This window comes from Eikenella sp. NML070372 (assembly GCF_001648415.1).
Lineage (GTDB): Bacteria > Pseudomonadota > Gammaproteobacteria > Burkholderiales > Neisseriaceae > Eikenella > Eikenella exigua.
The window spans coordinates 723,732-749,863 of sequence record NZ_LXSN01000004.1; the positions used below are offsets into that span (position 1 = coordinate 723,732).

Consider the following 26,132-nt stretch of genomic DNA (forward strand, 5'->3'; position numbering starts at 1 on the left):
ACGGATTTTTACTTTCGTTAAAATTGTTTTCAGGCAGCCTGTATGCCCTTAACGGGCTAAATCGGGCGGAAAATTAGGCACCAGTGCCGCTTAGGGCGTTGATGCTGTAGCCGCCGTCCACATAGGTGATTTCGCCGGTGATGCCGGAGGAGAGGTCAGAGAGCAGGAAAGCAGCAGTATTGCCTACTTCTTCGATGGTTACGTTGCGGCGCAGCGGGTTTTGCGAAGCCACGTGGCTGAGCAGGCGGCCGAAATCAGCAATGCCGGCGGCAGCCAGGGTTTTAATCGGGCCGGCGGAAATGCCGTTGCAGCGGATGCCTTCGGGGCCGAGGCAGGCGGCAGTGAAGCGGATAGCGGCTTCCAAGCTGGCTTTGGCCATGCCCATTACGTTGTAGTTGGGAATCGCACGCACGGCGCCCAGATAAGTGAGCGCGAGGATGGCGCTGTTGCGGTTGCGCATCATCGGGCGGGCGGCTTTGGCCAGCGCGGGCAGGCTGTAGGCGGAAACGTCGTGTGAAATTTCAAAGGATTCACGGCTGATGCTGTCTAAGAAGTCGCCGCTGAGGGCCTCTTTGGGCGAGAAGGCGATAGCGTGCACCAAGCCGTCGAGGCCGTCCCATTTTTTGCCCAGGCCAGCAAATACTTGTTCGATTTCGGTGTCGTTCTGCACGTCGCAGCGGAATACCAAATCGGAGCCGAAATCGGCCGCCATTTTGCGCACACGCTCTTCCAGCTTGTCCACCACATAGGTAAACGCCAGTTCGGCGCCCTGTTCGCGACAGGCTTTGGCGATGCCGTAGGCAATAGAACGCTCGGAAATCATGCCAGTAATCAGGATTTTTTTGCCTTGCAAAAAGCCCATTTTTCTTGTCCTCAGGGGAAATTGTCTGTACAGGCTGCTTGATTTTCAGGTAGCCTGCACTCAAAATCGGGGTATTATAGCTTAATTTAGGTTGGCAGAGTAAATCCGAAGCTGTTTTGCAAGAGTTGCGAACAGCCGAAACCCGCTGTTTTTGGCAGCGGGCTTCAACTTTTCGGTTTTGAATATTGGGATGTTAAACAATTGGTTTCGCTAGGCGCACTCCTGTAGAATTGGGTAGATATAGCTTGCTTTAGCCATGCCCCATGAGGAGGGGCATGGCTATTATACATAAGCGATAATTGTTACCAATAATATTTAGATAGGAAATATTTTTATCGATACTCATAAAATGTGATTTATTTTCGCAATTCTGCCAACAGACAAAATACGAGCTGCTGCCCAACCGTTATATAATGCCGCCCGACTTTCGCTTTCAAATCTTTAAATGCCATGAACACAGTGCACTCCACCGTTTCCAAACAAATGCTGCATGCCAACCAACTGGGCACAGACGAAATCGCCCGCGCCTTATCTGCCATTTCCACCCACCAAGTGGACTATGCTGACATCTACTGCCAGCGCACCGCTTATGAGAGCTGGCACTTGGAAGAGGGCATGGTGAAATCCGGCAGTTTTCAGATTGATCAAGGCGTGGGCGTGCGGGCGGTGTCGGGCGAGAAAACAGCGTTTGCCTATGCCGACAGCCTAAGCCCGGCCGTGTTGCGGCAGGCGGCAGAAGCGGTACGCACCATCGGCGCAGCGGGGCAGGAACGGCAGATTAAGCTGACTGATTCAGCCAACCGCCAGCAGGTTACACTCTACACGCCGGATAACCCGATTCCCAGCTTAGATTCAGCTGCCAAAGTGGCGCTGCTCAACCGTGTGGAGCAGTTGGCCAAAACTGCCGACCCGCGGATTGTGCAAGTGATGGCAGGGCTGACTTGCGAACACGATTTAATCTATCTGGCGCGGTTGGACGGCATCACCGCCGCCGATATCCGCCCGCTGGTGCGCCTGAGCATCACCGTGGTGGCCAAGCAGGGCGAGCGGCGCGAAGTGGGCAGCTTCGGCGGCGGCGGGCGGCACGGGCTGGATTATTTCAGCGAAGGGCGGCTGCGCAGTTATGTGGGGGCGGCGGTAAAACAGGCTTTGGTCAACCTAGAATCACGCCCTGCGCCTGCCGGCAGCATGACCGTGGTGCTCGGCAGCGGTTGGCCGGGCGTGCTGCTGCACGAAGCCGTGGGGCACGGGCTGGAAGGCGATTTCAACCGCAAAGGCACCAGCGCGTTTGCCGGCCGTTTGGGCGAACGCGTGGCAGCCAAAGGCGTAACCGTGGTGGACCAAGGCAATATCGAGCTGCGGCGCGGCTCGCTCAATCTGGACGACGAAGGCAACGCCACCCGACAAACCGTGCTGATTGAAGACGGTATCCTGGCCGGCTACCTGCAAGACGAAACCAACGCCCGGCTGATGGGCATGGCAGTAACCGGTAACGGCCGCCGCGAAAGCTACGCCGCCGCACCGATGCCGCGCATGACCAACACTTTCATGCAAAATGGCAACCGCGAGCCGGAAGAAATCATCGCCTCAATCGAAAAAGGCCTGTATGCCGTGAACTTTGGCGGCGGGCAGGTGGACATTACCAGCGGCAACTTCGTATTCAGCGCCTCCGAAGCGTGGTGGGTGGAAAACGGCAAGCTGCAATACCCCGTGAAAGGCGCCACCATCATCGGCAGCGGGCCGGAAGTGCTCAAACACGTGAGCATGATCGGCAACGATATGGCGCTCGATAGCGGCATCGGCGTGTGCGGCAAAGAAGGCCAGAGCGTGCCCGTGGGCGTGGGGCAGCCTACTCTGCGCATTGATGCCGGCTTAACTGTAGGCGGCAGCGAAACGGCTTGACGGAAAAGGCTACTTGAAAAAGGGTTTCAGTAGCCTTTGTTGCATCTTGCTTTTGTATTGTTGGCGCATCATCGCTTGGTATAAAGATATGTTGCAGTATGGCTGATTAAACCAAGCTTCAAAACCAAAAGGCTGCCTGAAAACCATTTTCCTCATGGGAACCCATTTTCAGGTAGCCTTTGCCGATACAGAAGGCAAGATAAGCAAATGGCTGGCTGCTTAATGAAATGGCAATAGTTATCATACGCAAGATAATGTTTCTAATAGGATTCCTAAAAAACACACCATATAATGCAAAGAAAAGTAAATATTCTGCCCACTGATAATCATTGGCAAATTCAGCTGATTAAGCTAATCTGCTTAACCATTTTATTTTTCTGAAATTTCATACCACATGCCGAAAGGGAATCGCTTACTTTTCAGGATAATTATTCGCATTAATAAGCGCAATATGAGAATTTTTGCAACAAGCTGCGTATAATCCACTAGGTTGAAACGACAGCATATATTACCGCTGCCATTACACGCATCATTCCATTTATCCACAGGAGTAAAACAATGCAAGGCAACAAAGAAGTTATCGACTACATGAACCAACTCTTGGCCGGTGAGCTCGCCGCCCGCGACCAATATTTCATCCACTCCCGCATGTACGACGAATGGGGATACACCAAGCTCTTCGCCCGTATCGGCCATGAAATGGAAGACGAAACCGAGCACGCTGCCGATTTCATCCGCCGTATCCTCATGATCGGCGGCACTCCGCAGATGGTGCCCGCTCCCGTGCGCATCGGCCGCAACGTGCGCGAAATGCTGCAATTCGATTTGGATACCGAACACGAAGTGCGCGAAAACCTCAAACGCGGCATTAAATTATGCGAAGAAAAACAAGACTATGTAACCCGTGATTTAATGATCAACCAGCTCAAAGACACCGAAGAAGATCACGCCCACTGGCTCGAACAGCAGCTGCGCCTCATCAACCTGCTCGGCGAGCAGAACTACCTGCAAAGCCAGCTGTAATACGGAAAGGAAAACGTATGAAAGGCGATCGCGAAGTTATCCGCCAGCTCAATAAAAACCTAGGCATCCTGCTTATCACCATCAATCAGTATTTCCTGCATGCCCGCATTCTGAAAAACTGGGGTTTGGAAGAGCTGGGCAGTTATTTCCACAAACAATCCATCACCGATATGAAAGCAGCCGATGCCCTGATTGAACGTATCCTCCTGCTGGAAGGTCTGCCCAACCTGCAAGAACTCGACAAACTGCTGATTGGCGAAAACACCGAAGAAATCATCCAATGCGACCGGCAAAAAGAGCAAGACAAACACCAGGCACTGGTGGAAGCCATTGCCGTATGTGAAGAAAAGCAGGACTACGTTTCCCGTCAGCTGTTGGAAAAACAGAAAGACGAAAACGAAGAACGTCTCGACTGGCTGGAAACCCAGCTCGACCTGATGGAAAGTTTGGGTTTGCAAAACTACCTGCAACTCGGGGCGCAAGAGGATTAAAACACCAAGCCACTGCCAAACTAGGCAAAACCCTTTCCAAATAGCAACAGCCTGTACGCTTCAGCAACAGGCTGTTTTTTGTGGAATCAATCTGATTCAAGTAGCAGGCTACCTGAAAAATTACACTGCAAGTTTTAACTTCGTCAAGGCTTCCGCTTTCAGGTAGCCTTTGTTTGGCCGGTTTAAGCTACCTGAAACTTGTTACTAAGAAAAGACAAGCAAATCTGGAAGCAAGGTGGCACAGCTATGGCTGTTGGTTCTCTGGCAGTTTCTGTATCCACTGCCATTGCTGTTGCAGTACATCTTGCAAGGCGCGTTGTTTTTGTTCGGGGCTTTGCAGATTGCCAGTGATGCGTTGGTAGTCGAGGGCAAAGTTGGGGCGGCTGATGCTGCCGTTGATTTTTAACGGCAGCCAGAGATCTTGGCCAACGCTGGCGAGCACGGCGTAGTTGAGAGTGGTGGCTCGAATGTCGAAGCTGCCTTGGCCGCTGAGGTTGAGGCTGTCGCTTTGCAGGCTGAGGCCGGGGGTGGTGCCAATACCGTTTTCCACGCTGGCTTCTATGCTGAAATGACGGAAGGGGGTGCTGCTTTCGGCGTTGTAGCGGATCAGGTTTTGGGCGGGCAGGTTGTCGGGCTTATTGAGGAGTTTGCCAAGGTTGATGCCTTGCCAAGCACCGTTATCGAGCACGATTCTGCCTTGCCCGGCAAGGGTGGTGTGCCATTCGCTGCGGTTGAGGCCTTCTGCACCAAGGCGGAAGGATGCGTTACCGCGCCCGCTGAGGTGGTTGAAACGAAAGGCATCTTGCAGCAGGGGTTTGATTTGGATGTTGTTGAACCGGATGGCGGCTTCCCATTTGGGACGGCTGCCGTGGTGCAACACGGCACTGCCTTCGGCATTGCCATCGTACATCTGCATTTTGATGGTTTGGGCTTCAAGTTTTTCAGCGTCTAGGTGCAGGGTGCTGTGGAAATTTTGGATTTGCAGGCCGGAGCCTTCAAGCATGCCGATATCGAGGGTAAGCCGAATTTGGCGGTGGTGCAGGGCGCGCGGCCAGTATTGCAGCCACAAAGGGGCTGCAGTGTTTTCGGCGGCAATGGCAGAGCGTTTGGTTTCGAAATAGCTGCTGAGTGAAAGTTTACTCAGATTGAGAGCCGCTTCGATGTTGTGGCCTTGCTCGTTGAGGCTACCGGAAATTTTCAGGTAGCCTTCGTTGTTATCAAGGCTGCCTCGCAGCTCTGCTTTCCAGTTTTGGTTATTGCCGGCGGCTTGGCCATGCCATTGACCGGAGAGATATGGCATGCTGCCGGGGGCGGCATTGTGACGGGTACTGAGATAAAGATTGTCGATTTGAAAATGCCCAGGCTGGGATTGGAGACGACCGTTGGCGCTGTAGCCGCTGCTGCCTTGCTCGTATTCCACTGCACCGCTGAGTTGGAAACCAGCGATTGATAAAGTGCGGTTTTGATAGGAAACTTTGCTGATGCTGCCACTGCCGCTATGTCGCACGGTTTCAGCCGAGGGTTGGTTGTTGTCAGCATCGATGTTGAAGACAATGTGGGTTTCAGGCAAAACGACGCTGTCGGGGGAGAATTGCCAGTTGCGGGTATTGCCATCAATATTGAGCGACCAGGCAGGAACTTGGATACTGAGCCGGCCATCTTTGGTATTGAGCCGGCTTTGCTCGGCGGTATAGTCGGCATTGCCTTGCCAGGCGGCGGTAAAGGGCTGGCCATTGGGTAGGAAGCCGGCAAGATTGGCTTGGAGTTGTTCAAAGTGGCTGCCGCTATAAGCGCCGGAAGCTTCTATCCGGTATTCCTGCGGGGTAAACAGGCTGGCAGAGAGGCTAAAGTTTTCGTCGGCACGATCGATAAAGCCGGATACTTGGCGCAGGGTTTGTTTTTGTTCGCCGTATTGCAGGCGCAGGGAACAATCATCAAGTTCGATATGGCGGGGCAGGGTGCTGCTTGCTGCTTGGTTAGCAGTGAACCCAGCCACTTCCCATTGCCCGCTTTCCAGCCGACGCGCGCTGACACTGGCGCGTTGCAGGTGCAGACTGTGGATAGACACATCGCCCCACAAAGCCGACCAACTAAATGAAAGCTGCACGGCCTCGGCATTCAGCGTTTGGCCGTTTTCCTGCGTGCGGCTCAATCCCACTTGGTGCAGCACCACATAAGGATAGGGAAACCAGCCGCGTTCGATTTGACGGCCATCAAAATTCAGCTGCTGGCCTTGTGCGGCAAGCATTTGGCTGGCGGTTTGGCGGATGCGGGCTTCACTGAGCAATCGGCTCAAACCGAATGATGCACCCAGCCACAATACCAACAAAACCAGGCCGAAAAGCAGCGCTTTCAGCCAGAGTTTGCTCCAAATTTTGCCGGAATACAGCTGTTTGCTCATCGAAATACCGTACGCAATAGGAAATCAAACGAAAGGTAGCTGCTTTATGCCCGTCTGGCAAGGGTTTTAGCCGATTTTTTCAGAGGTGGCGAAGAATGAAGGAGGAGCAAAACAGGGCAGGGCGAGAAAGGCGATTTAAAAATATTGGTTTAAAACTCTTGCCGATTTTTCAGGTAGCCTTTGCCAGTATGAGGCTACCTGAAAATGCAAACCCCAACACCCAAGCAAAAAGGTTATATAATGCCCGCTTTTCTCCGACTGCCTACTGCGCCATGCAGCTTGCCGATTTCGATTTTCACCTGCCCGAACACCTTATTGCCCAGCAGCCGCCCGAACAGCGCGGCAGCAGCCGACTGCTCGATGCCCGCCCCGACCGATCCCTATGCGACCGCCTGTTTGCCGAGCTGCCCAACCTGCTCGAAGTCGGCGATCTGCTCGTTTTCAACAACACCAGAGTGATGAAAGCCCGCCTGTTCGGGCATAAAGCCAGCGGCGGGCGTATTGAAGCTTTGATTGAACGTGTATTGGACGAACACTGTGCCCTGGCGCACATCCGTTCCTCCAAGTCGCCCAAGCCCGGCAGCTTGTTAGAATTTGACGGCAGCATTCAGGCGCAAATGGAAGAACGCGAAGGCGAGCTTTTTAAGCTTCGGTTTTCAGGTAGCCTCAACGTATACCAAATCCTCGAACAAACCGGCCGCCTGCCACTGCCGCCCTATATCGAGCGTGCCGCCGATGCAGCCGACGACGAACGCTACCAAACCGTTTACGCCAAACACCAAGGCGCCGTTGCCGCACCCACCGCTGGCCTGCACTTCACCCCCGAATTGTTGGCAGGGCTGCAAGCAAAAGGCATCCGCCGTGCCGAAGTAACCCTGCATGTGGGCGCCGGCACCTTCCAGCCCGTGCGCAGCGAAAATATTGCCGAACACAAAATGCACAAAGAGTGGTACAGCATCCCCGCTAAAACCGTAGCAGCCATTGCGGAAACCAAAGCAACCAGCAAGCGCGTATGGGCGGTCGGCACCACCTCCATGCGCAGCCTGGAAGCCGCCGCCCAAAACGGCTGCCTGCAAGCAGGCGAGGGCGATACCGATATTTTCATCACCCCGGGCTACCGTTTTCAGGTAGCCGACGGTTTGATTACCAACTTCCATCTACCTAAATCCACCCTGCTGATGCTGGTAAGCGCATTTTCTGGCGTGGAACACATCCGCGCCGCCTACCGCCACGCCATCGAGCAACAATACCGCTTTTTTAGCTACGGCGATGCCATGCTGCTCACCCGAGCAGAAGTTTCCTAAAAATTGAAACGTCTTGCCTGCCGGCTCCGGCTCAGCGCAATATCCAGAAATGGTTGCCCCATTTCCAAAGTATCATTTGGCCACGATCGGCCTGTTCAACGCATTTATGGACGACCAAAGCAATAAACAAATACCGAAGCTATATACCAACATAATAATTTCACATAATATATATTATGTGAACTTTAATATTATTCATTTTAATTAAGTAGAACTTTTCATGTTTAAACAACGGATAAAACTGGCTACAAATACACAATCTCGCCGCTTAAGTTTTATGTTTTCAGGTAGCCTGATGAACGCTTAAGGCTACCTGAAATATGGAAATATCCAATGGAGTGCGGGCATTTATCTCGGCCAAGGAATAGGTTTGCACTCCAAACTGCAGGCTGCCATGTTCAAGTAGCCTGTGCCGCACGACCAGGCCAAACGGCTACAATCAGCCGCCGATTTTGATCACTTCCGCACCTTCTGCACGGCCGATAATCAGCACGTGGGCGGGATGGCGGGCGAACAGGCCATTTTCGACAATGCCGGGGATGCGGTTGAGTTCGTCTTCCAGTTTGAGCGGCTCATTGATCGGCATATTGTGCACATCTATGATTTTGTGGCCGCTGTCGGTGGTGAAATTCAAGCGCAACTGCGGGCTGCCGCCGTATTTGAGCAGCTGGCGCGATACCAGCGAGCGGGCGGCGGGGATGATTTCGATCGGCAGCGGGAATTTGCCCAGCCGGGAAACGTATTTGCTCTCGTCTACGATGCAGACGAATTTTTCGGCGGCGCTGGCCACGATTTTTTCGGCCAAGAGTGCGCCGCCGCCACCTTTAATCATTTGCAGGCTGTGGTTGACTTCGTCGGCGCCGTCGATATACACGGGCAGCTCGGTGGCTTCGGTGAGCGATATTTCGGGAATGCCGTGTTGTTTCAAGAGCTCGCTGGTGGCTTTGGAGGTGGAAACAGCACCTTTAATGCGGATGCCGCTATTGGCCAACTCTTCTATGAAGAAATTGACGGTGCTGCCGGTGCCGATGCCGATATAGGCGTTTTCAGGCACGAATTCGAGGGCTTTTTGGGCGGCGGTGCATTTGAGTTGGTCTTGAGCGGACATAGGATTCTCCTGTTAGCGGGATTGACAAGCTTAGCTTCGTTTCAGGTAGCCTTATTCTACTATGCGGCAGGGGTTCATAGTGGATTAAGTTTCAATCAGGGCAAAGCGGCATCGAATAAGCAGCCACCCTACCCTTACAGCTGCGTTAAGACTGTGCCCCATCGGCAAATCTTGGCTGATTTCCCAACCATTCGCAACAGGTTTGGCGGCAGCAGTAAGCAGAATATCCGGGATGCAGTTGATCTATCCTACAGAGTTATGTAGCTTCGCTGAAGCTTTGCTTTCAAGTAACCTTCTCCAGCAGCACCACGGCTTGGGCTTCGATGCCTTCCATGCGGCCGAGGTAGCCGAGTTTTTCATTGGTTTTGCCTTTGATATTGACGCAGTTTTCAGCCAGCCCCAAGTCGGCGGCGATGTTGGCGCGCATGGCGTCGATATGGGGGCGCAGTTTGGGCTGTTGGGCGATGATGGTACTGTCCACGTTCACTACGCACCAGCCTTGGGCTTGCACCGCGGCGTAGGCTTGGCGCAGCAGGACGCGGCTGTCGGCGTCTTTATGTTCGGCGGCAGTGTCGGGGAAGTGGGTGCCGATGTCGCCCAAGGCGGCGGCGCCGAGCAGGGCATCGGTGATGGCGTGCAGCAGGGCGTCGGCGTCGGAGTGGCCGAGCAGGCCTTTTTCAAAGGGGATGGTTACGCCGCCTAGGATGAGCGGGCGGCCGGGCACGAGCTGGTGGACGTCGTAGCCTTGTCCGATGCGGAGGGTCATGGAAGTTGCCTTTGTTGGGTGGATTTTAGGTTTCAGGTAGCCTTGGAGCGGGAGGCTACCTGAAAAATCAGTTGTCGATCAAATGGCCGAGTTTGGCGGCTTTGGTTTGCAGGTAGCCTGTGTTCTCGCTGTTTTGTCCCACCAAAAGTGGCACGCGTTCGGTGATTTTAATGCCGCTTTGCTCCATCTTACTGATTTTATCGGGATTATTGGTAAGCAGACGGATGGAGTGAACGCCGAGGTGTTGGTAGATGGCTTGGGCCAGGCTGAAATCGCGGGCATCTACGGGGAGGCCGAGGGCGAGGTTGGCTTCTACGGTATCGAGGCCTTGGTCTTGCAGCGCGTAGGCGCGGATTTTATTGATGAGGCCGATGCCGCGCCCTTCTTGGCGCAGATACACAATCACGCCGCGCCCTTCGCGCTGCACGGCCTGAATGGCGGCTTGCAGCTGGGGGCCGCAGTCGCATTTTTGCGAAAACAGCGCGTCGCCAGTGAGGCATTCGGAGTGGATGCGGGAGAGTACAGGCTCGCCGTTGGCGATGTCGCCCATGCTCAGGGCGATGTGTTCTTGGCCGCTGGGCTCTTCGAAGCCGTGCATGGTGAAGATGCCGTATTCGGTGGGCAGGCGGCAGGAGGCGATGAATTTTAGCGGGGTCATGGTGCTTATTTGGTGTGTGTGTGGAGTGCTTGTTTTTAACTTTCAGGTAGCCTTTATTCGGCAGCTTCTTCCGGCTGCAACAAATCGGCGAGCGGTTCGGCCAAGGCGAGAGCCAGGCCGCCCCAGATGCTTTGGGCGGCTTCGTCGAAGGCGGCGGTGTGGCCATGCTCGAGATACACCACGCCGAGCACGCGGCCGTTTTCGGCGCATACCGGTACGGCCAGCTGGCTGCCGGGGCGGTGGCGGCTACCGGCGAGGTCGCCGTTTTGCAGCCATTGGGCAACGTCGTCTATTTGGTTCAGCCAACCGGTTTGCGCGCTGCGCGTGGCCAGGTGGGCGGTGTGCGCGGCTTCTAAGTCTTGCTCTACGGCGAGCAGCTTTTCCAACGGCTCGCCTTGCGCCACCAGGTGCAGCAGGCTGCCTGGCGTGTGCAGCAGATACACGGCGGCGCTGCGGCAGGGGCTGGCGGTGTAGGCGGAATCAAGCGCCATAAAGATTTGGCGCAGCCGGGCGTGGTGCGCTTCGTTGCGCGGCAGATGCTGCTCCAATGTGCCGTCCGCACCGCGATACCACAGGATTTCCGGTTCGATTTCCGCCCTGCCCGCCGCCATCACGCTGCCGGCGGTAAGCATAGCTATCTGCACCGCCTCTGCCGGCAGTTTCAGGCCTTGGGTGCGCAGGTAATCTTGAATCAATGCGGTGCTCATGGCGGCTTTCCTGAAAAATGGGCAATGATACTGCTAGAGCGGGCAAATGACAATTTCCATTGCTATAGCAATCGGCTATCGCCGCCCTGCCCCTTGTGCCGTGCCGACATTTTCAGGTAGCCTTCCTCCCTTTGATAACCAGCCACCCAACCCAATCATGAAACTCAAACCCTTCCTCACGCAAGCCGCCTCCGTACTGCGCCGCCTCGACCAACTCCTGCCGCCCGAGCCGTGCGAACCCGATTGGCAGGCCATCGCCTTCCGCTGGCAGAAACACGGCAACGGCGGCCTGCTCACCGCCCTACCCCGACCGCACACTTTCCCCCTCGCCCGCCTATGCGCCATCAGCCCGCAAACCCAACGCCTCGTGCGCAACACCGAGCAATTCCTCGCCGGCCGCCCGGCCAACAATGCCCTGCTCACCGGCGCGCGCGGCACAGGCAAATCCTCGCTCATTAAAGCCCTGCTGCACGAATACGCCGAGCGCGGCCTGCGCCTGATTGAAGTGGACAAACACGACCTTGCCGGCCTGCCCGCCCTGCTCGACCTGCTCGCCCCACGCAGCGAAAAATTCATCGTTTTCTGCGACGATCTCTCCTTTGAAGACGGCGAAGACGGCTACAAAACCCTCAAAACCGCGCTGGATGGCGGCCTCTCCCGCCGCGCCGACAACGTGCTGGTGTACGCCACCTCCAACCGCCGCCACCTCATGCCCGAACACATGGCCGACAACCTCGCACGCACCGGCGAGCGCGGCGAAGTGCACCCGCAAGAAGCTGTGGAAGAAAAAGTATCCCTCTCCGACCGCTTCGGCCTTTGGTTCAGCTTCTATCCCTTCAGCCAAGAAGACTACCTCGCCGCTGTCGAAAGCTGGCTGACCGATGCCGGCCTGCCGCTGGACGACACCGCCCGCCGCGCCGCCCTCCAATGGGCACAGATGCGCGGCAGCCGCTCCGGCCGCACCGCCTACCAGTTCGCCTGCGACTGGGCCGGCCGCCTGCCGCACGAACGGGAAGTGGATTAGCAGTTTGGAATAGATACAAATCAAAGGCTACCTGAAACCCTGGTTTGGGTTTTCAGGTAGCCTTTTTTCATACTGCGGCTAAGCCGTTGGCACTATCACACAAAATCCAATATCGGCCAGCCCCGCTGTGCGGCAGTGAGGGTAAGCACAGGGTCGGGATTAACGGCTACGGGCTGGTTTACCTGTTCCAATAGCGGCAGGTCGTTGCGAGAATCGCTGTAGAAATAAACTTTTTCGTAGTCGGCCTGGCTTTGGCCGCGTTCGGCGAGCCATTGGTGCAGGCGGGTTACTTTGCCCTCTTGGAAGCTGGGCGTGCCTATCGGGCGGCCGGTGTAGTTGCCTTTGGCATCGGTTTCGAGGCTGATACCGATGATGTTTTCAATGCCGAATTCATGGGCGATGGGGGTGATGATGAATTCGTTGGTGGCAGAAATCAACAGCAGGGTATCGCCGGCATCACGGTGGCTATCGACCAGCATTCTGGCCATTTGGGTGATGTTTGGGCGGATGCGCCGCATGAACTCGTGGTGCATTTCGTCCAGCTCGGCACGGCTGTATTCGGCCAGCGGACGCAGGACAAAGGCAAGATAGGCGTCGAGATCAAGGCAGCCTTTGCGGTAGTCTTGGTCGAACGCTTGGTGGTGCTGCATATCGGCATCGCTGAAGATGCCTTTTTCGTGCAGGAAATTGCTCCATTTGCTACTTGAGTCGCAGTTGATGAGGGTATGATCGAGGTCGAAGATGGCAAGGTTCATTGGTTTAAATATCCTGTTGCAACAGTTGTTTGAGCAGGGGCAGCGTGATGGGGCGGTGGCTGGCTAGGGCGTGGCGGTCGAGCGCGTCGAGCATGGCCATCAGGCTGCCGATGTCGCGCCGCCAGTGGTGCAGCAGGTAGCGGAAAATATCGGGCGAAATACGGATTTGGCGGCTGCGGGAGGCTTCAACCAAGGCGGCGATTTTTTCTTCATCGCTGAGCGGTTTGATTTCATACACCAGGCAGTAGCCCATGCGGGTGCGCAGGTCTTCGCGCACGGCTAATCGCGGCGGCGGCACGCTGGCGCCAATCAGGAGCGCGCCCTGCCGGCTTTGGCGGATATGGTTGCAGAAATTAAACAATTCGGCCTGGCCGTCGGCATCTAGGCTATCAATTTGGTCGAGGGCGAGATGGCAGCCTGCCGGCGGCATCTCGTGCAGCGGTTCGGCAGCGGCATTTCGGTAGTGTGCGCTTAATCCGGCCGCTTCGGCCTGTGCCGCCCAGGCTTGGAGCAAATGGCTTTTGCCGGCGCCGGCCGGCCCCCAAACATACACAAAAGGCTCGCGCTGCTCGCGCAACACTTGTAACAGCTCGCGGTTGCCTTGGCCTAAAAAGGTGTCGAAACTCGGCGGTGCAGCGGGAAAATCGAGGATGAGTTGATTCATAATGTGATGAGGCTACCTGAAACAGGGTAGCTGCTTTCAGGTAGCCTTTCGCAGGCTTAAGCCGACTTGCGGATACGGCGCAACACTTCTTCTTTGCCGATCAAGGCCAGCACGGCATCCACACTGGGTGTTTTGGCCGTGCCGCACACCGCCAGGCGCAGCGGCATACCGAGTTTGCCCATTTTGATGCCTTCGGCTTCGCAGAACGGAGGGAACAAAGCGTGGATGTTTTCTGCCGTCCAATCCTGTTCGGTCAGCTCGGCCAGTTTTTCGGCAAAACGCTGCATTCGGGCGGGAGCTTCGCCATCCCAATGTTTGGCCACATCGGCTTCCAACGGCACGGCTTTGCGGTAGAAATAGGCGCATTCGGCGGCCAGTGCGTTCAAATCGTGGGCACGATCTTTTACCAGTGCCAACACGTCTTCCAGCTTGGGGCTACCTGAAACTGCAACCCCTTGTTTCTCCAAGCGCAGCAGCACCAGTTTGGCCAGTTCGGCGTTGCTTGTGGCTTTGATGTGTTCGGCGTTGATCCAATACAGTTTTTTTGCATCCATGCGGCTGGCGGAGGAAGAAACGTGTTCCAGCTCAAACCATTGCACGAACTGCTCCATATTGAAAAACTCGTCGTCGCCGTGCGCCCAGCCCAAGCGGGCGAGGTAGTTGAGCAGGGCTTCGGGCAGAATACCCAGGTCTTCGTATTCGGTAATCGCCACGGTGTCGCCGCTGCGTTTGGAAATTTTCTTGCCCTGCTCGTTCAGGATCATGGGCAGGTGGGCGTATTCGGGCGGGGTGGTGCCGAGGGCTTTGAAAATATTGATTTGTTTCGGCGTGTTGTTTACATGGTCGTCGCCACGGATAACGTGGGTGATGCCCATGTCCATATCGTCGGCTACCACGCAGAAGTTGTAGGTGGGCGTGCCGTCGGCGCGGGCGATGATGAGGTCGTCGAGCGCAGCATTGGGGATGCTGATTTCGCCTTTTACCAAATCATTCCAGCGGGTTACGCCGTCGGTCGGCATTTTGAAGCGAACAACGGGCTCTACCCCTGCGGGAATCTCTGGCAACGTTTTACCGGCTTCCGGTCGCCAGCGGCGGTCGTAAGTGGCCGTGCCTTCGCGCTCGGCTTTTTCGCGCATCTGCTCCAATTCTTCTTTGCTGCAATAGCAATGGTAGGCATGGCCTGAATCGAGCAGTTGTTGGATTAACTCTTTATAGCGCGGGAAGTTTTGGGTTTGGTAAACAATATTGTCGGCATTGTCGGCGTGCAGGCCTACCCATTGCATGCCGTTGAGGATGATTTGCACGGATTCGGCGGTGGAGCGTTCCAAATCGGTATCTTCGATGCGCAGCAGGAATTCGCCGCCGTGGTGTCTGGCAAATGCCCATGAATACAGCGCGGTGCGCACGCCGCCGATATGCAGGTAGCCGGTGGGGCTGGGGGCGAAACGGGTTTTGATGGTCATGATATTGGCTTTCGGAATGAGATAGAGGATTGGCAAGCTTTTGATACCAAGCGAACCAACGCCGTGGCAAAACTTTAAGTGAATCCGCTATTGGGAAAGGGCGTATTGTAGCGGATTGGGCTGGCTTCGGGGAATGTGGCGGCAGATTAAAGGCTACCTGAAATGCCATGTAGTACAATTTTCAGGTAGCCTGTTTGCTATTCTGGCAGGCGCGTTACAGCGTGGTGTTCAATGCAGTATCGATGTCGCGCCAAATGTCTTCAATACCCTCAATGCCCACAGAGAAGCGCAGCAGGCTTTCGCGGATGCCGAGTTTTTCTTTCACCGCCGGGCTCATGCCGCTGTGCGACTGGCTGAAGGAATGGTTCACCAAGCTTTCCACGCCGCCGAGGCTGGCGGCCATGTGCAGCAGTTTGAGGTTGCGGATAACGGAATCGGCAGCGGCTTGGCTGTCTTTCTTCAGATATACCGACACCACGCCGCCGAAGCCGCGCATTTGTCGTTTGGCTAATTCGTGGTGTTCGTGGCTAGGCAGGCCCGGGTAGAACACTTTGGCCACAGCGGGGTGCTGTTCCAAGCGGCGGGCAAGTTCGGCAGCGTTGGCCAGATGCTGCTTCATGCGCACGGAGAGAGTTTTGATGCCACGCAACACAAGTGCGCAGTCCATCGGCCCGGCAATGCCGCCGGTGTTTATCAAGGTGCTTTGCAGGCGTTTGGCCAGGGCTTCTTCCTTAGCCACCACAATACCCATCAACACATCGGAATGGCCACAGAGGTATTTGGTGGCGGAATGGAAAACGATGTCACAGCCCATATCGAGCGGGTTTTGCAGATAGGGGGTGGCGAAGGTATTATCGATACCCACCACGGCGCCGGCGGCTTTGGCTTTTTGTGCCAATAAAGAGATATCCACCAGTCGCAGAAGCGGGTTGCTGGGGCTTTCGAGCCAAACGAGTTTTACTTTGTATTCGGTCAGGAGTTTGTCTAAATTTTCAGGTAGCGTGAGGTCGGCGAAAATCACGTTTATGCCCCATTGGGCATACACTTCAGTGAGCAGGTCGTAGGCACCGCCGTAGATATCGGCCACGGCTACGATAGTGTCGCCGGGGCGCAATACGGTACGGAACACGGCATCAATGCCGGCCATACCGCTACCGAAGGCGAAGCCGGCACAACCATGTTCTAACTCAGCCACGGTGTCTTCCAAAATTTTGCGCGTGGGATTACCCATACGCGAATAGCGGTATGGAATATCTTCGCCAATGGTGTGTACAGCGAACATGCTATTTTGGTAGATAGGTGGCATCACGGCACGGTTGTGCTCGTCCGGATTGTAGCTACTGTGGATAACTTCGGTATCAAAATGCATAGGATTCTCCTTTCAGATTGCCTTTACGGCCGCTGGTGGACAGTACAGCTATAGCAAAATTCCCATAACTGCTACACAGCAAAACAGATTGACAACGTAGGCAGCGAAGGACTTTAGCTACAGATACAAAAACAGCCGAGCAGTGTGGCTGGCTGTTTTTTCTTGGATTTGCAAAGCGCGTACTCTACAAAAATGTTCTGGCGGAAAGGAAGGGATTCGAACCCTCGATACGCTATTCACGTATACACGCTTTCCAGGCGTGCGACTTCAACCACTCATCCACCTTTCCAAGGTAATTCACGTAATTATACTAAAATGCCCACAGCAACGCAAACCATTTTTTCCCCCTATCCCTGCCGACAATTTCCCGGCAGCAGCGAAAACCCTTCGCTCCGCAGTTGGCCGGCCTTTTCGCGCAGCGGGGTAAGCGGATACACTGTTTTCACTGCCACCAAACCATAAGCCGCAGCGGCTGCCGGCCACCAGCGGTTACCCGCCAACTCCATAAACCACCACCGCTGCAATGCCCGACTGCTTTTCCACGGCGGCACATACGCCATAAACCGCCCTGTATCCGGCCTGAAGCCGGCCTCAGCCAGCATCCGCCGCACTTTCGGCAGCGGCAGCGCATGGGCGCGCAGGCCGAGTTGTTTTTCAGGTAGCCCGAAGCGCCACAGCGAATACGGATTAAACCCGCTGAGCACCAAACTGCCGTTGGGCACCAATATGCGGAAGCACTCCCGCAGCAATTCTTCCGGCTGCGCACACAATTCCAAACCATGCGGCAACAGCAAGGTCTGCACGCTACCCGACAACAGCGGCAGTTGCGGTAGTGCACACACCACGTCTGCCTGCGCCCTACCCCGCCCCAGCCGCAACACCTGATGCGGCCAGCAATCCCAGTTGCAGAGCGAGGTGGTCACGGTAACACCATATAAATTATCCGTATGCACGGCAAAAAACGCCTGCTCCGCCATTTTCAGGTAGCTCCCTGTAGCAGTGTTATCCAGCCATTCGGCCAACCTGTTTTCTTCTATCATGCCGCCTCCTCATTCTTCTGGCCATCATACCTATCAAACAAAATTTTGCAAAACACAGCGCAAAGAAACCTGCCGAAAATGAGAGTTCGGGTGCACTCTCGTGTTATTATTTTATCTTTACGCATGCCGTGCCGGCAAAACGTTCAGCTGCGGCTTGACACGGCTTCCTCCTAGCCCTTAATATCCGAAAAATTTTAGCTAATCATAATGTTAAACCAAACGGACTCATTCCTCTGCCATGAGTAAATTCAAATTTCTTTCCCTGGCCATTTTAAGCCTGGGAATTCCAGCTTCTGCCCTCGCCCAAAACTATACACCGGAGCAGATTGCCACCTCCATCACCAACCTCAACGCTGCCATTCTGCGTAACCCCAGCCAAACCCGTCACAATAATCTGTGGAGCCGTATGCGGCAGGACTTCCGCATAAGCGAAGTCAATCCCGAAATCGTGCGCCGCCACGAAACCTACTTCAGCACCCGCAGTGCCTATTTCAACCGCACCGTGGAGCGTAGCCGCCCCTATCTTTACCACATTCTCTCCGAAGTGGAAAAGCGCAACATGCCCTCCGAAATCGCCCTGTTGCCGTTTATTGAGAGCGCATTCGTTACCAAAGCCCGTTCTCACGTGGGTGCCTCCGGCCTGTGGCAGTTTATGCCCGCCACCGGCCGCCACTACGGTTTGGCGCAAAACAATATTTACGACGGCCGCCACGACATCTACGCCTCCACCAACGCAGCACTAAACTATCTGCAATATCTGCATAATATGTTTGGCGACTGGTCGCTCGCGCTGGCTGCCTACAACTGGGGCGAAGGCAACGTGAGCCGCGCCGTGGCCCGCGCCCGCAGCCAAGGGCTTGAGCCGGTGTATGAAAACCTCAATATGCCCAATGAAACGCGCAATTACGTGCCCAAGCTTCTGGCCGTGCGCAACCTCGTGAGTAACCCGCAAGTATTCGGCCTACACCTTTCCAACATCGAAAACAAGCCCTATTTCGAAGCCATCAGCATCGATAGCCCGATAGATATCAACGCCATCACCCGTCTGGCCAATATCAGCCAAGCCGAATTCGAAGCGCTCAACCCCAGCTTCAAAGTGCCCGTGTTCCTGCCTGAAAACGGTCAGCGCAAACTGCTCTTGCCCGTAGGCGCAGTCAATGCTTTTGAGCGCAACCTGCGCAGTGCCCCCAAAGAATCCCTGCTCTCCTACGACATCCTGCACTCTGACGGTGCCACCACCCTCAGCGACATCGCCGACCGCAACGGCGTGAGCGTGGCCGACCTGCGCCGCACCAACGGCCTCAGCAGCAACACCATCCGTGCCGGTTTACCTATTCTCGTGGCCAAAAACAGCCTGAACAACAGCCAGCTTGGCCGCGGCGTGCAGATGCTCGCCGACAACAAACCCGCCGGCGGCGACCCACTGGGCAACCTCATCCGTCGCAACAGCCAGAACGTAGCTGAACGCAACAGCATCGTAGCCGCTGCCAAACCGGCTGCCCAGCCTGTAACACCGCCCATCCCTGTTCAGGTAGCCTCACTCCAACCGGCCAACCCGCCCGAACCCGTCCATGCCCCCGTGCAGCAGGCGCAAAACCCAACTGCCCCTGCTACTTTTACCGCATTGGATTCCAACGGCACCCGTCCCGCCGAGCCCGCACCCCGCGTGAACAGCTCGCCCGATATTCAGGTAGCCCCAGCTCAAACGGTTGTCCAAACAGCTGCCCAATCCGTAGACCAACCCGCCACGCCCAACAACATCCACAGCCCAAACGACAGGCTACCTGAAACCGTTGAACTTGCCGACAACAGCAATCCCCAGCCCGACCCGTTGATGTCCTTGGCCGGCAACAGCAGCGCAGATAATACCAAGCCTGCCAATGAACCCGGCAGTAGCAGCGCCGCAGCCGCCGTGCGTGCTTCCTTAGCGCAAACCGAAGCCCAGGAAACCCGCCGCCAAGCCCAAGCTGAGGCTCGCCGCGCCAACAATGCCGGCTTCGGTCAGCTGGCCGCCAACACCGGCAGCACCCAACGCCGTGCTGCCCGCCAAGAGCAACAGGCCAACCGCCGTGGCGCGCAAACCGTCACCCACAAAGTGCAGGCCGGCGAATCACTGTATTCCATTGCCCGCCGCTACAACGTGAACGTGGCCGACCTCAGCCGCGTCAACAACCTGCACGGCAACAATATCCGTCCCGGCCAAGTATTGCATGTGAGCGCCAGCAGCAATCATCAGGCCGCCAACCGCCATGCCGACAACAAATCTAGCAGCCGCAACGACCGTAACAGCCGCACCGGCAACGATCGCAATGGCAGAAACGGCCGCCAGCAAACCGTGTCCCACACCGTGCGCAGCGGCGATACCCTGCAATCCATCGCCCGCCGCTACAACACCTCCGTGGCCGACATCAAACGTAGCAACAACCTGAGCAACAGCGTGTTGCACCCCGGCCAAAAACTACGCGTGAGCAGCGGCACTTAACTTCTACGAAGAGCGCAACATTTTTCAGGTAGCCTCGATTAAGGCTACCTGAAAATATTTATATAGATTTCTAATAGTTACCAACATCATCTATCAAACATGAATCTGCAAAAACGCCGCGAAATCTTTCAACGCCTGCACGACGCCAACCCCAATCCCACCACCGAGCTGGTGTTTCACAGCCCATTCGAGCTGCTCATCGCCGTGCTGCTCTCCGCCCAAGCCACCGACAAAGGCGTCAATAAAGCTACCGCCAAACTCTTCCCCGTGGCCAACACCCCGCAGGCCATCCTCGATTTGGGCCTGGAAAAGCTGATGGAATACACCCGCACCATCGGCCTCTACCAAACCAAATCCAAACACATTATGCAAACCTGCCGCCTGCTCCTGGAAAAACACGGCGGCGAAGTGCCGGATACCCGCGAAGCGCTCGAAGCGCTGCCCGGCGTCGGCCGCAAAACCGCCAACGTCGTGCTCAACACTGCCTTCGGCCAGCCGACCATGGCCGTGGATACCCATATTTTCCGCGTAGCCAACCGCATGAATCTCGCCCCCGGCAAAAACGTGCGCGAAGTTGAAGACAAACTCATGCGCTTCGTGCCCAAAGAATTCCTGCTCAACGCCCACCATTGGCTCATCCTGCACGGCCGCTACACCTGCAAAGCGCAAAAGCCCCTGTGCCACGAATGCATCGTGTATGACTTGTGCGAATACAAAGGCAAAACGGTTTAAACCCATAAAACGCAGCCCTGTATGTTCATGGCCATAAGAGGCTACCTGAACATACAGGGCTTGGTTTTGCAGTGGATATTTTTCAGGTAGACTCCCCTCGGTTGGAAGGCTACCTGAAACACAGTGGGCACGCTGTTGCCGCCTAGCAATCAACTTTCCGAACGAAAGAAACGGCGGATATCCTGCTCCAGCGTATCCAGCATTTCATAGCGTTTGCGGTACATAGAGCGTTTTTTACTTTGCACTTCTTCCAGCGGCGTGCGCTCGATTTGAGTGGGCAGCCGCCAATAGCCGTTGGCATCGAGGCTGCCTTGGTTTTCCTGCCAGAAGGCATCGTAGTTGAACAGCAGGCGGCTGGAGTCGTTCCAGCGGAATTTGGCCTGGCTTTTGTGCGGAATGCCGTAGAGCTCGCAGCCGAGTTCGGCAGCCATCAGCTTGAATACGTTCACCATCATAAACATCGGCCGTACGCCGTGCAGCTGCTTGGTGGTGTGGCGGATGAGATCGGGGGCATCGCTGCTGTGCGGGCCTTGGATGGAGGTAATCAGCAGGCCGTTGGGCGTGATAAAGCTGAACACGGCATCGTAAATGCGGCTGTGCTCGGTGCTTTGCAGGCTCACCAAAAAGAAGCCTTCCAACGGGTCTTTGTGGTTGATATTCAAACTGATGGAGAGCTCCGGCGCAGGATGGTTGAGGACGATTGTGCGCTGCGTTACCAACTCTTGCCACTTGGCAGCGGAAGGCTTGCTTTGCGCCAAAGTGAAGTTGTTGATTACGGCCTGCAACCGTGCGTTCTTGTCGAAGCGGTTGTCGGCATAAGTATCCAGCACGGCGCGGGCGGCATAGGGATTGTGTTGGAAAATCGGTGCCCACATCGGATGTTGGTTGATGAAGGCGGTAAATGCTTCGCATTGCCGCCGCGCCAGCAGGCGTTGGATGTGGTCGCGCAGATACACCACCGCATATTTGCAGATGCCCCGTTCGCGCAAATTGGGATACTGTTCGTCGAAAGTAGGAAAGTGAAATAAATCAGACATAAGCGCCCATATTGTGCCAAACGGCGCCGAACCGTTTGCGTGAAAAACAAAGCGATGCCGGGCAAAATCCGGCCATCGAAAAGCGGCCAATCCTACCCGATTTGCCAACAGCCTTGCAAGGCTTGCCGCCGGGAATGAAGGCTACTTGAGAATCTATCTCCGCTTTTCAGGTAGCCTCCGCCTTGCCTCAACCGCAGCCGCCCAATTATGATGCTGCCCATTCAGCCATCATTTCCGTCTATTATGCACGCCACCCCGATCACCACGCCCCCGCTTGCTCCCAAAACCCGACAAGCGCTGCTTGAATTGGGTATAGCCGATACCGCCGATCTACAACGCATTACGCCCGCCACCGCTTTCCTGCTGCTCAAAGCCAGCGGCCTCACCGTTACCGAATCCACGCTGTGGCAATTGGTATTGCTGGCCGAAGGGCGGGAAGGCTACCTGAACGAAACCGAACAAGCCGTGTGGCGCACCAAACTGCGTGCCCACCGCCCGGTTGCCCGGTTTCCGCCGCGAGAAGAAAGCGAACGCTGGATGCGGCAGGCGTTGCAACTGGCCGGGCAGGCCTTGGCTGCAGGCGAAGTGCCGGTAGGCGCGGTGGTGGTGCGCCAGGGCGAAATCATCGGGCGTGGCGCCAATGCCTGCGCGGCCGAACACAGCGTGTGCCACCATGCCGAAATCGCCGCGCTCAGCGAAGCCGGCCGCCGATTGGGCAACTACCGGCTGGACGGCTGCGATCTATACGTGACCCTCGAGCCGTGCAGCATGTGCGCCGGCGCCATCATGCAATCGCGTATCCGCCGCCTGATTTACGCTGCTGCCGAGCCGAAAACCGGTGCTGCTGGCAGCGTGCTCGACCTGTTTGCCAACAAACAGCTCAACCCACACACCGCCGTGCAAGGCGGCGTGTTAGCAGAGGAAAGTACGAGGCTGCTGCAACGTTTTTTTCAGGAGCGGCGGCAAAGATATAGTGGATTAAAATAGGAATGGCACAAGGCGACGAGCCGCAGACAACACAGGTAGTACAGCTAGGCGAGCTAACGCTTATTTTAATTCACTATAAATGCTAATTTGATATAAGCCCCAGCCTGCCGGCTACCTGAAAAGCAGTAGGCGGATAGCTTTCAGGTAGCCTTTAGTTGTACTTCGGCAGCTAGAGGCCTGACTTGAAATAAAACAGCCGGATAACTGTTCCCCCGATGTTGGAGAATTGCAGTTATACGGCTGTTGTTTCACCGTAATCGTTTCATACAGGAATGGAACAAAGCGGCGGGTCGAGGCCGCATTATTCCATTTGGAGCGACTATGTTTTCAGGTAGCCTACAGCCACCCAGCCACTCCATGCCACAACTACCATGCCACCCACAGGCTGACGCTCAACCCGGCCGCCAGCCTGAAACGCAGATGTTGCCGCAGACTCTTGAGCTGGTTGGCAAACAGCCTCATCACCAGCGGGTTCGGCCACGCCCAAGCCTAAGGCCAGCATCATCAGTGCGCCGTCCTCCGCATTGCCGCTGCCCAGCACATACAGCGAAGCGCTGTATACCATGCCGCACGGCAGCCAACCCACAGCAGGCCAACGCCGAAGCAGGCAAGGGGTATTTTGGATGGGCAAGAGGCGGTTTAGAGCGGATTGAGCCGCCACACCGGCCGCCCGAGCTTTTCCACCTGCGCGACATAGGCGTTGAGCCTGGCTAGGTACAGGCCGATAAAGGTGTAGCTGCCGATACGGCCGAGGTTCATCAGCACAATCAGCTTCACGCGCCCCACCTGCGGCGGCAGCTGCAAAGCAAAGGCGGTGCTCAAACCGCCGCACATGCCGGCGCAATGGCCGCTGCCGAGAAAGCCGGTGGCGGCAAGAGAGGGGAGTGTGAGAGTGGAGACCATGGCGTTGTTTTCCGGGATAGCTCAAGCGCTGATTCCTGCGAACAGTCCGCTGCCTGCCGGAGGAAAATCGTTGCTTTGACTATTGCTGCCAAGCGGCAATTCAGGCTACCTAAAAACGGTTTGCCCATTTTTTCAGGTAGCCTTGGCGAGAGATACGATGGTTAGTTTATAGGCTACCTGAAAATAATTTCACGACTTTCAGGTAGCCTATTGGAGAATGTATCAGGCAATCAAGCTGATTGCTTGGTACCGAAAATCTTGTCGCCGGCATCGCCCAAGCCGGGGATGATGTAGCCGTTTTCGTTGAGGTGGCTGTCGAGCGCGGCGGTGTAGATTTTCACGTCTGGGTGCTTGTCGTTCACCAGCTTCACGCCTTCCGGTGCGGCCACCAGCACCAGGGCGGTGATGTTGCGGCAGCCTTTTTTCTTCAGCAAATCAATAGTCGCTACCATCGAGCCGCCGGTGGCGAGCATCGGGTCGAGAATCATGGCCGGACGTTTGTCCATTTTGCTCACCAATTTCTCGAAATAGGAAACCGGTTGCAGGGTTTCTTCGTCGCGCTGCAGGCCGACCACGCTGATCTTGGCAGTGGGCAACAAATCGAGCACACCGTCGAGCATACCCAAACCGGCACGCAAAATCGGCACCACGGTTATGGTTTTGCCTTTAATCTGCTCGCCTTCGATACGGCCGCACCAGCCTTCGATAGAAAGCGATTCGGTTTCCAGATGGCGGCTGGCTTCGTAGGCCATCAGGCGGGCCAGCTCTTTTACCAAAGTGCGGAATTGGTAGGTGTTGCAGTTGGCTTTGCGCATCAGAGTGATTTTGTGTTTGATCAGCGGATGATCGATAACGGTTAAGTTCATGCTATGGTTTCCTTCATTTGATTTGGCGGGGCGTATTTTAGCTTAACAGGCGGGCGGGAAAAAGCGGGGAGTATAATTTCTTCCTACAGCATTGGCTCGCTTGGTATTACATGCTGCTGACAGGGTGCATCCCCGCTTGAGCACAGCAAAAGGCTACCTGAAAACTTTCAGGTAGCCTTTTATCATTTCATCAGGCAAACCGGCTTACACTTCGATGATAACTTTCATCGCTTTGGTGTCGGCAGCGTGTTTGAACACGTCGTAGGCCTTTTCCATTTCGCTGAATTTGAAGCGGTGGGTGGCCAGTTTTTCCATCGGCAGTTTGCTGGATTCACAAGCTTTCAGCAGCATGCCGGTGGTATTGGCATTTACCAGGCCGGTGGTAACGGTGATGTTCTTGATCCACAATTTAGCCAAATCAAATTCCACGGATTTACCGTGTACGCCCACGTTGGCCACATGGCCGCCTTCTTTCACCACTTTCTGGCAGATATCCCAAGTGGCGGAATAACCTACTGCTTCCATAGCGCAATCCACACCGCGGCCGCCGGTGATTTCCAAAATCTTGGCCACAGCGTCTTCCTTGTTCGGATTGATGGTGTGGGTAGCACCCATTTCTTTGGCCATAGCCAGGCGATTTTCGTCCATATCCACCACGATGATGGTGGCCGGAGAGTAGAACTGGGCAGTTAGCAGGCAACCCATGCCCACGGGGCCGGCGCCGACAATGGCAATGGCGTCACCAGGTTTCACCTGGCCGTATTGCACGCCGATTTCATGGCCGGTGGGCAGTGCGTCGGAAAGGAATACGGCCACATCGGTATTGAGGGTTTCAGATAAATGGTAGAGCGAATTGTCGGCAAACGGAGTACGCACGTATTCTGCCTGGGTGCCGTCGATCATGTAGCCCATAATCCAGCCGCCCTCTTTGCGGCAGTGGGCGTAGAGCTGTTTCTGACAGTTGTCGCAAATACCGCAGCGGCTCACGCAGGATACGATAACTTTATCGCCCTTTTTGAAGTCTTTAACGGCAGGGCCCACTTCTTCCACCACACCGATGGCTTCGTGGCCGAGGATACGGCCTTCCCATTTGCCGGTTTTTTCGCGGGAAACAGCTTCGATTTCCGGGTTTTTACCTTTCATGATACCCAAATCCGTACCGCAAATGGTGGTTTTGGTAACACGAATGATGGCATCGGTAGGATCAATGATAGTGGGAACCGGGCGATCTTCGAAGCGGACATCGTTTTCGCCGTAATAGGTCATGGCCTTCATGGTCTTGCTCATTAGACTCTCCTAATGTGTTTACCGATAAATAATCAGTTGTTGGGAAAGAATCCAGGGAATTCCGGATAGTCCATTATAATCTTTAATTCTTCCCTAATGGTCAAATTTTCCATTTAAAAAATTAGAGTTATATTATAACAATAGCAGTTTATGGAAATATTGTATAAATAATAAGATAAGTTTCTATTTTAGAAGCGTTTACCGACAGCACAGATTAATCGAACTCTCGCTATGGCGGTAGCCTATATTACCGTATATCTTTTATTGTTATGGCTCACTGTTTGTATGGCTGCAGCCATAG

The 26,132-nt window shown here is 55.3% G+C and carries 22 protein-coding genes, 1 tRNA gene and 1 pseudogene; 8 read left to right on the plus strand and 16 right to left on the minus strand.

Annotated features, from left to right (window positions below; all coding sequences use genetic code 11):
- Nucleotides 1-73 precede the first annotated feature (73 nt).
- Complete coding sequence (fabI, locus tag A7P97_RS05280) at nucleotides 74-862, minus strand: enoyl-ACP reductase FabI (protein ID WP_067530681.1); 789 nt, start codon at nucleotides 860-862, stop codon at nucleotides 74-76.
- 483 nt (nucleotides 863-1,345) lie between these two features.
- Between fabI and tldD the strand changes: the two genes are divergently transcribed.
- The 3 genes from tldD to bfr (A7P97_RS05295) all read left to right on the plus strand — a co-directional run bounded on the left by tldD (nucleotide 1,346) and on the right by bfr (A7P97_RS05295) (nucleotide 4,278).
- Nucleotides 1,346-2,764, plus strand: coding sequence for a metalloprotease TldD (gene tldD, locus A7P97_RS05285; RefSeq protein ID WP_369799523.1), 1,419 nt, complete (start codon nucleotides 1,346-1,348; stop codon nucleotides 2,762-2,764).
- Between the two features lie 558 nt (nucleotides 2,765-3,322).
- Entirely contained in the window at nucleotides 3,323-3,787 is a 465-nt protein-coding gene (gene bfr / locus A7P97_RS05290) for a bacterioferritin (RefSeq protein ID WP_067530683.1), read from the plus strand.
- A gap of 17 nt (nucleotides 3,788-3,804) precedes the next feature.
- Complete coding sequence (gene bfr, locus A7P97_RS05295) at nucleotides 3,805-4,278, plus strand: bacterioferritin (RefSeq protein ID WP_067530684.1); 474 nt, start codon at nucleotides 3,805-3,807, stop codon at nucleotides 4,276-4,278.
- Between the two features lie 244 nt (nucleotides 4,279-4,522).
- Here the strand turns inward: bfr (A7P97_RS05295) and A7P97_RS05300 are convergent, their stop codons facing one another.
- Nucleotides 4,523-6,679, minus strand: coding sequence for an AsmA family protein (locus tag A7P97_RS05300; protein ID WP_067530685.1), 2,157 nt, complete (start codon nucleotides 6,677-6,679; stop codon nucleotides 4,523-4,525).
- Between the two features lie 272 nt (nucleotides 6,680-6,951).
- On the opposite strand from A7P97_RS05300, the gene queA reads away from it, so the two are divergent.
- Nucleotides 6,952-7,983, plus strand: coding sequence for a tRNA preQ1(34) S-adenosylmethionine ribosyltransferase-isomerase QueA (gene queA / locus A7P97_RS05305; protein ID WP_067530686.1), 1,032 nt, complete (start codon nucleotides 6,952-6,954; stop codon nucleotides 7,981-7,983).
- Between the two features lie 439 nt (nucleotides 7,984-8,422).
- On the opposite strand, the gene rpiA is transcribed toward queA, so the two are convergent.
- From rpiA to A7P97_RS05325, 4 genes are all read right to left on the minus strand, one after another.
- Complete coding sequence (gene rpiA / locus A7P97_RS05310) at nucleotides 8,423-9,091, minus strand: ribose-5-phosphate isomerase RpiA (protein WP_067530687.1); 669 nt, start codon at nucleotides 9,089-9,091, stop codon at nucleotides 8,423-8,425.
- 283 nt (nucleotides 9,092-9,374) lie between these two features.
- Nucleotides 9,375-9,857: a 2-C-methyl-D-erythritol 2,4-cyclodiphosphate synthase gene (gene ispF, locus A7P97_RS05315; protein ID WP_067530688.1), complete on the minus strand. Its 483-nt coding sequence runs from the start codon at nucleotides 9,855-9,857 to the stop codon at nucleotides 9,375-9,377.
- 67 nt (nucleotides 9,858-9,924) lie between these two features.
- Complete coding sequence (ribA, locus tag A7P97_RS05320) at nucleotides 9,925-10,515, minus strand: GTP cyclohydrolase II (RefSeq protein WP_067530689.1); 591 nt, start codon at nucleotides 10,513-10,515, stop codon at nucleotides 9,925-9,927.
- A 53-nt stretch (nucleotides 10,516-10,568) separates the two neighbouring features.
- Nucleotides 10,569-11,222 (minus strand): GAF domain-containing protein, encoded by a 654-nt coding sequence (locus tag A7P97_RS05325; RefSeq protein ID WP_067530690.1) that lies wholly within the window; start codon nucleotides 11,220-11,222, stop codon nucleotides 10,569-10,571.
- A gap of 157 nt (nucleotides 11,223-11,379) precedes the next feature.
- Here A7P97_RS05325 and A7P97_RS05330 point away from each other — a divergent pair, with 157 nt between their 5' ends.
- A complete protein-coding gene (locus A7P97_RS05330) occupies nucleotides 11,380-12,246 on the plus strand; it encodes an ATP-binding protein (RefSeq protein ID WP_067530691.1) in 867 nt (288 codons plus the stop codon).
- 95 nt (nucleotides 12,247-12,341) lie between these two features.
- On the opposite strand, the gene A7P97_RS05335 is transcribed toward A7P97_RS05330, so the two are convergent.
- The 6 genes from A7P97_RS05335 to A7P97_RS05360 form a co-directional block, all read right to left on the minus strand.
- Nucleotides 12,342-13,001, minus strand: coding sequence for an HAD family phosphatase (locus A7P97_RS05335; protein ID WP_067530692.1), 660 nt, complete (start codon nucleotides 12,999-13,001; stop codon nucleotides 12,342-12,344).
- Nucleotides 13,002-13,005: 4 nt separating this feature from the next.
- Nucleotides 13,006-13,665, minus strand: a complete 660-nt coding sequence (gene hda / locus A7P97_RS05340; protein ID WP_067530693.1) for a DnaA regulatory inactivator Hda — start codon at nucleotides 13,663-13,665, stop codon at nucleotides 13,006-13,008.
- Between the two features lie 56 nt (nucleotides 13,666-13,721).
- Complete coding sequence (gene gltX / locus A7P97_RS05345; RefSeq protein ID WP_067530694.1) at nucleotides 13,722-15,128, minus strand: glutamate--tRNA ligase; 1,407 nt, start codon at nucleotides 15,126-15,128, stop codon at nucleotides 13,722-13,724.
- A 214-nt stretch (nucleotides 15,129-15,342) separates the two neighbouring features.
- Complete coding sequence (locus A7P97_RS05350) at nucleotides 15,343-16,497, minus strand: PLP-dependent aspartate aminotransferase family protein (RefSeq protein ID WP_067530695.1); 1,155 nt, start codon at nucleotides 16,495-16,497, stop codon at nucleotides 15,343-15,345.
- Between the two features lie 198 nt (nucleotides 16,498-16,695).
- Nucleotides 16,696-16,786 (minus strand) — tRNA-Ser (locus A7P97_RS05355).
- A gap of 58 nt (nucleotides 16,787-16,844) precedes the next feature.
- Complete coding sequence (locus tag A7P97_RS05360; protein WP_067530696.1) at nucleotides 16,845-17,537, minus strand: class I SAM-dependent methyltransferase; 693 nt, start codon at nucleotides 17,535-17,537, stop codon at nucleotides 16,845-16,847.
- 238 nt (nucleotides 17,538-17,775) lie between these two features.
- Here A7P97_RS05360 and A7P97_RS05365 point away from each other — a divergent pair, with 238 nt between their 5' ends.
- Together A7P97_RS05365 and nth are read left to right on the plus strand one after the other, a co-directional pair.
- Nucleotides 17,776-20,019, plus strand: coding sequence for a LysM peptidoglycan-binding domain-containing protein (locus tag A7P97_RS05365; RefSeq protein WP_067530697.1), 2,244 nt, complete (start codon nucleotides 17,776-17,778; stop codon nucleotides 20,017-20,019).
- A 99-nt stretch (nucleotides 20,020-20,118) separates the two neighbouring features.
- Nucleotides 20,119-20,751: an endonuclease III gene (nth, locus tag A7P97_RS05370; protein WP_067438840.1), complete on the plus strand. Its 633-nt coding sequence runs from the start codon at nucleotides 20,119-20,121 to the stop codon at nucleotides 20,749-20,751.
- Nucleotides 20,752-20,900: 149 nt separating this feature from the next.
- Here nth and A7P97_RS05375 read toward each other — a convergent pair whose 3' ends face one another.
- Nucleotides 20,901-21,788, minus strand: coding sequence for a DUF535 family protein (locus A7P97_RS05375; protein WP_067530698.1), 888 nt, complete (start codon nucleotides 21,786-21,788; stop codon nucleotides 20,901-20,903).
- Nucleotides 21,789-21,995: 207 nt separating this feature from the next.
- Here A7P97_RS05375 and tadA point away from each other — a divergent pair, with 207 nt between their 5' ends.
- Complete coding sequence (gene tadA / locus A7P97_RS05380; protein WP_082887610.1) at nucleotides 21,996-22,775, plus strand: tRNA adenosine(34) deaminase TadA; 780 nt, start codon at nucleotides 21,996-21,998, stop codon at nucleotides 22,773-22,775.
- A gap of 366 nt (nucleotides 22,776-23,141) precedes the next feature.
- Here tadA and A7P97_RS05385 read toward each other — a convergent pair.
- The 3 genes and pseudogenes from A7P97_RS05385 to A7P97_RS05395 form a co-directional block, all read right to left on the minus strand.
- Nucleotides 23,142-23,678 (minus strand): annotated as a pseudogene (locus A7P97_RS05385) (sulfite exporter TauE/SafE family protein).
- A 230-nt stretch (nucleotides 23,679-23,908) separates the two neighbouring features.
- Nucleotides 23,909-24,544 carry a uracil phosphoribosyltransferase gene (gene upp, locus A7P97_RS05390; protein ID WP_067530700.1) on the minus strand — a complete coding sequence of 212 codons (636 nt, stop codon included), beginning with the start codon at nucleotides 24,542-24,544 and terminating at the stop codon, nucleotides 23,909-23,911.
- A 204-nt stretch (nucleotides 24,545-24,748) separates the two neighbouring features.
- Nucleotides 24,749-25,819, minus strand: a complete 1,071-nt coding sequence (locus tag A7P97_RS05395) for a zinc-dependent alcohol dehydrogenase family protein (RefSeq protein ID WP_197474182.1) — start codon at nucleotides 25,817-25,819, stop codon at nucleotides 24,749-24,751.
- Nucleotides 25,820-26,132 lie beyond the last annotated feature (313 nt).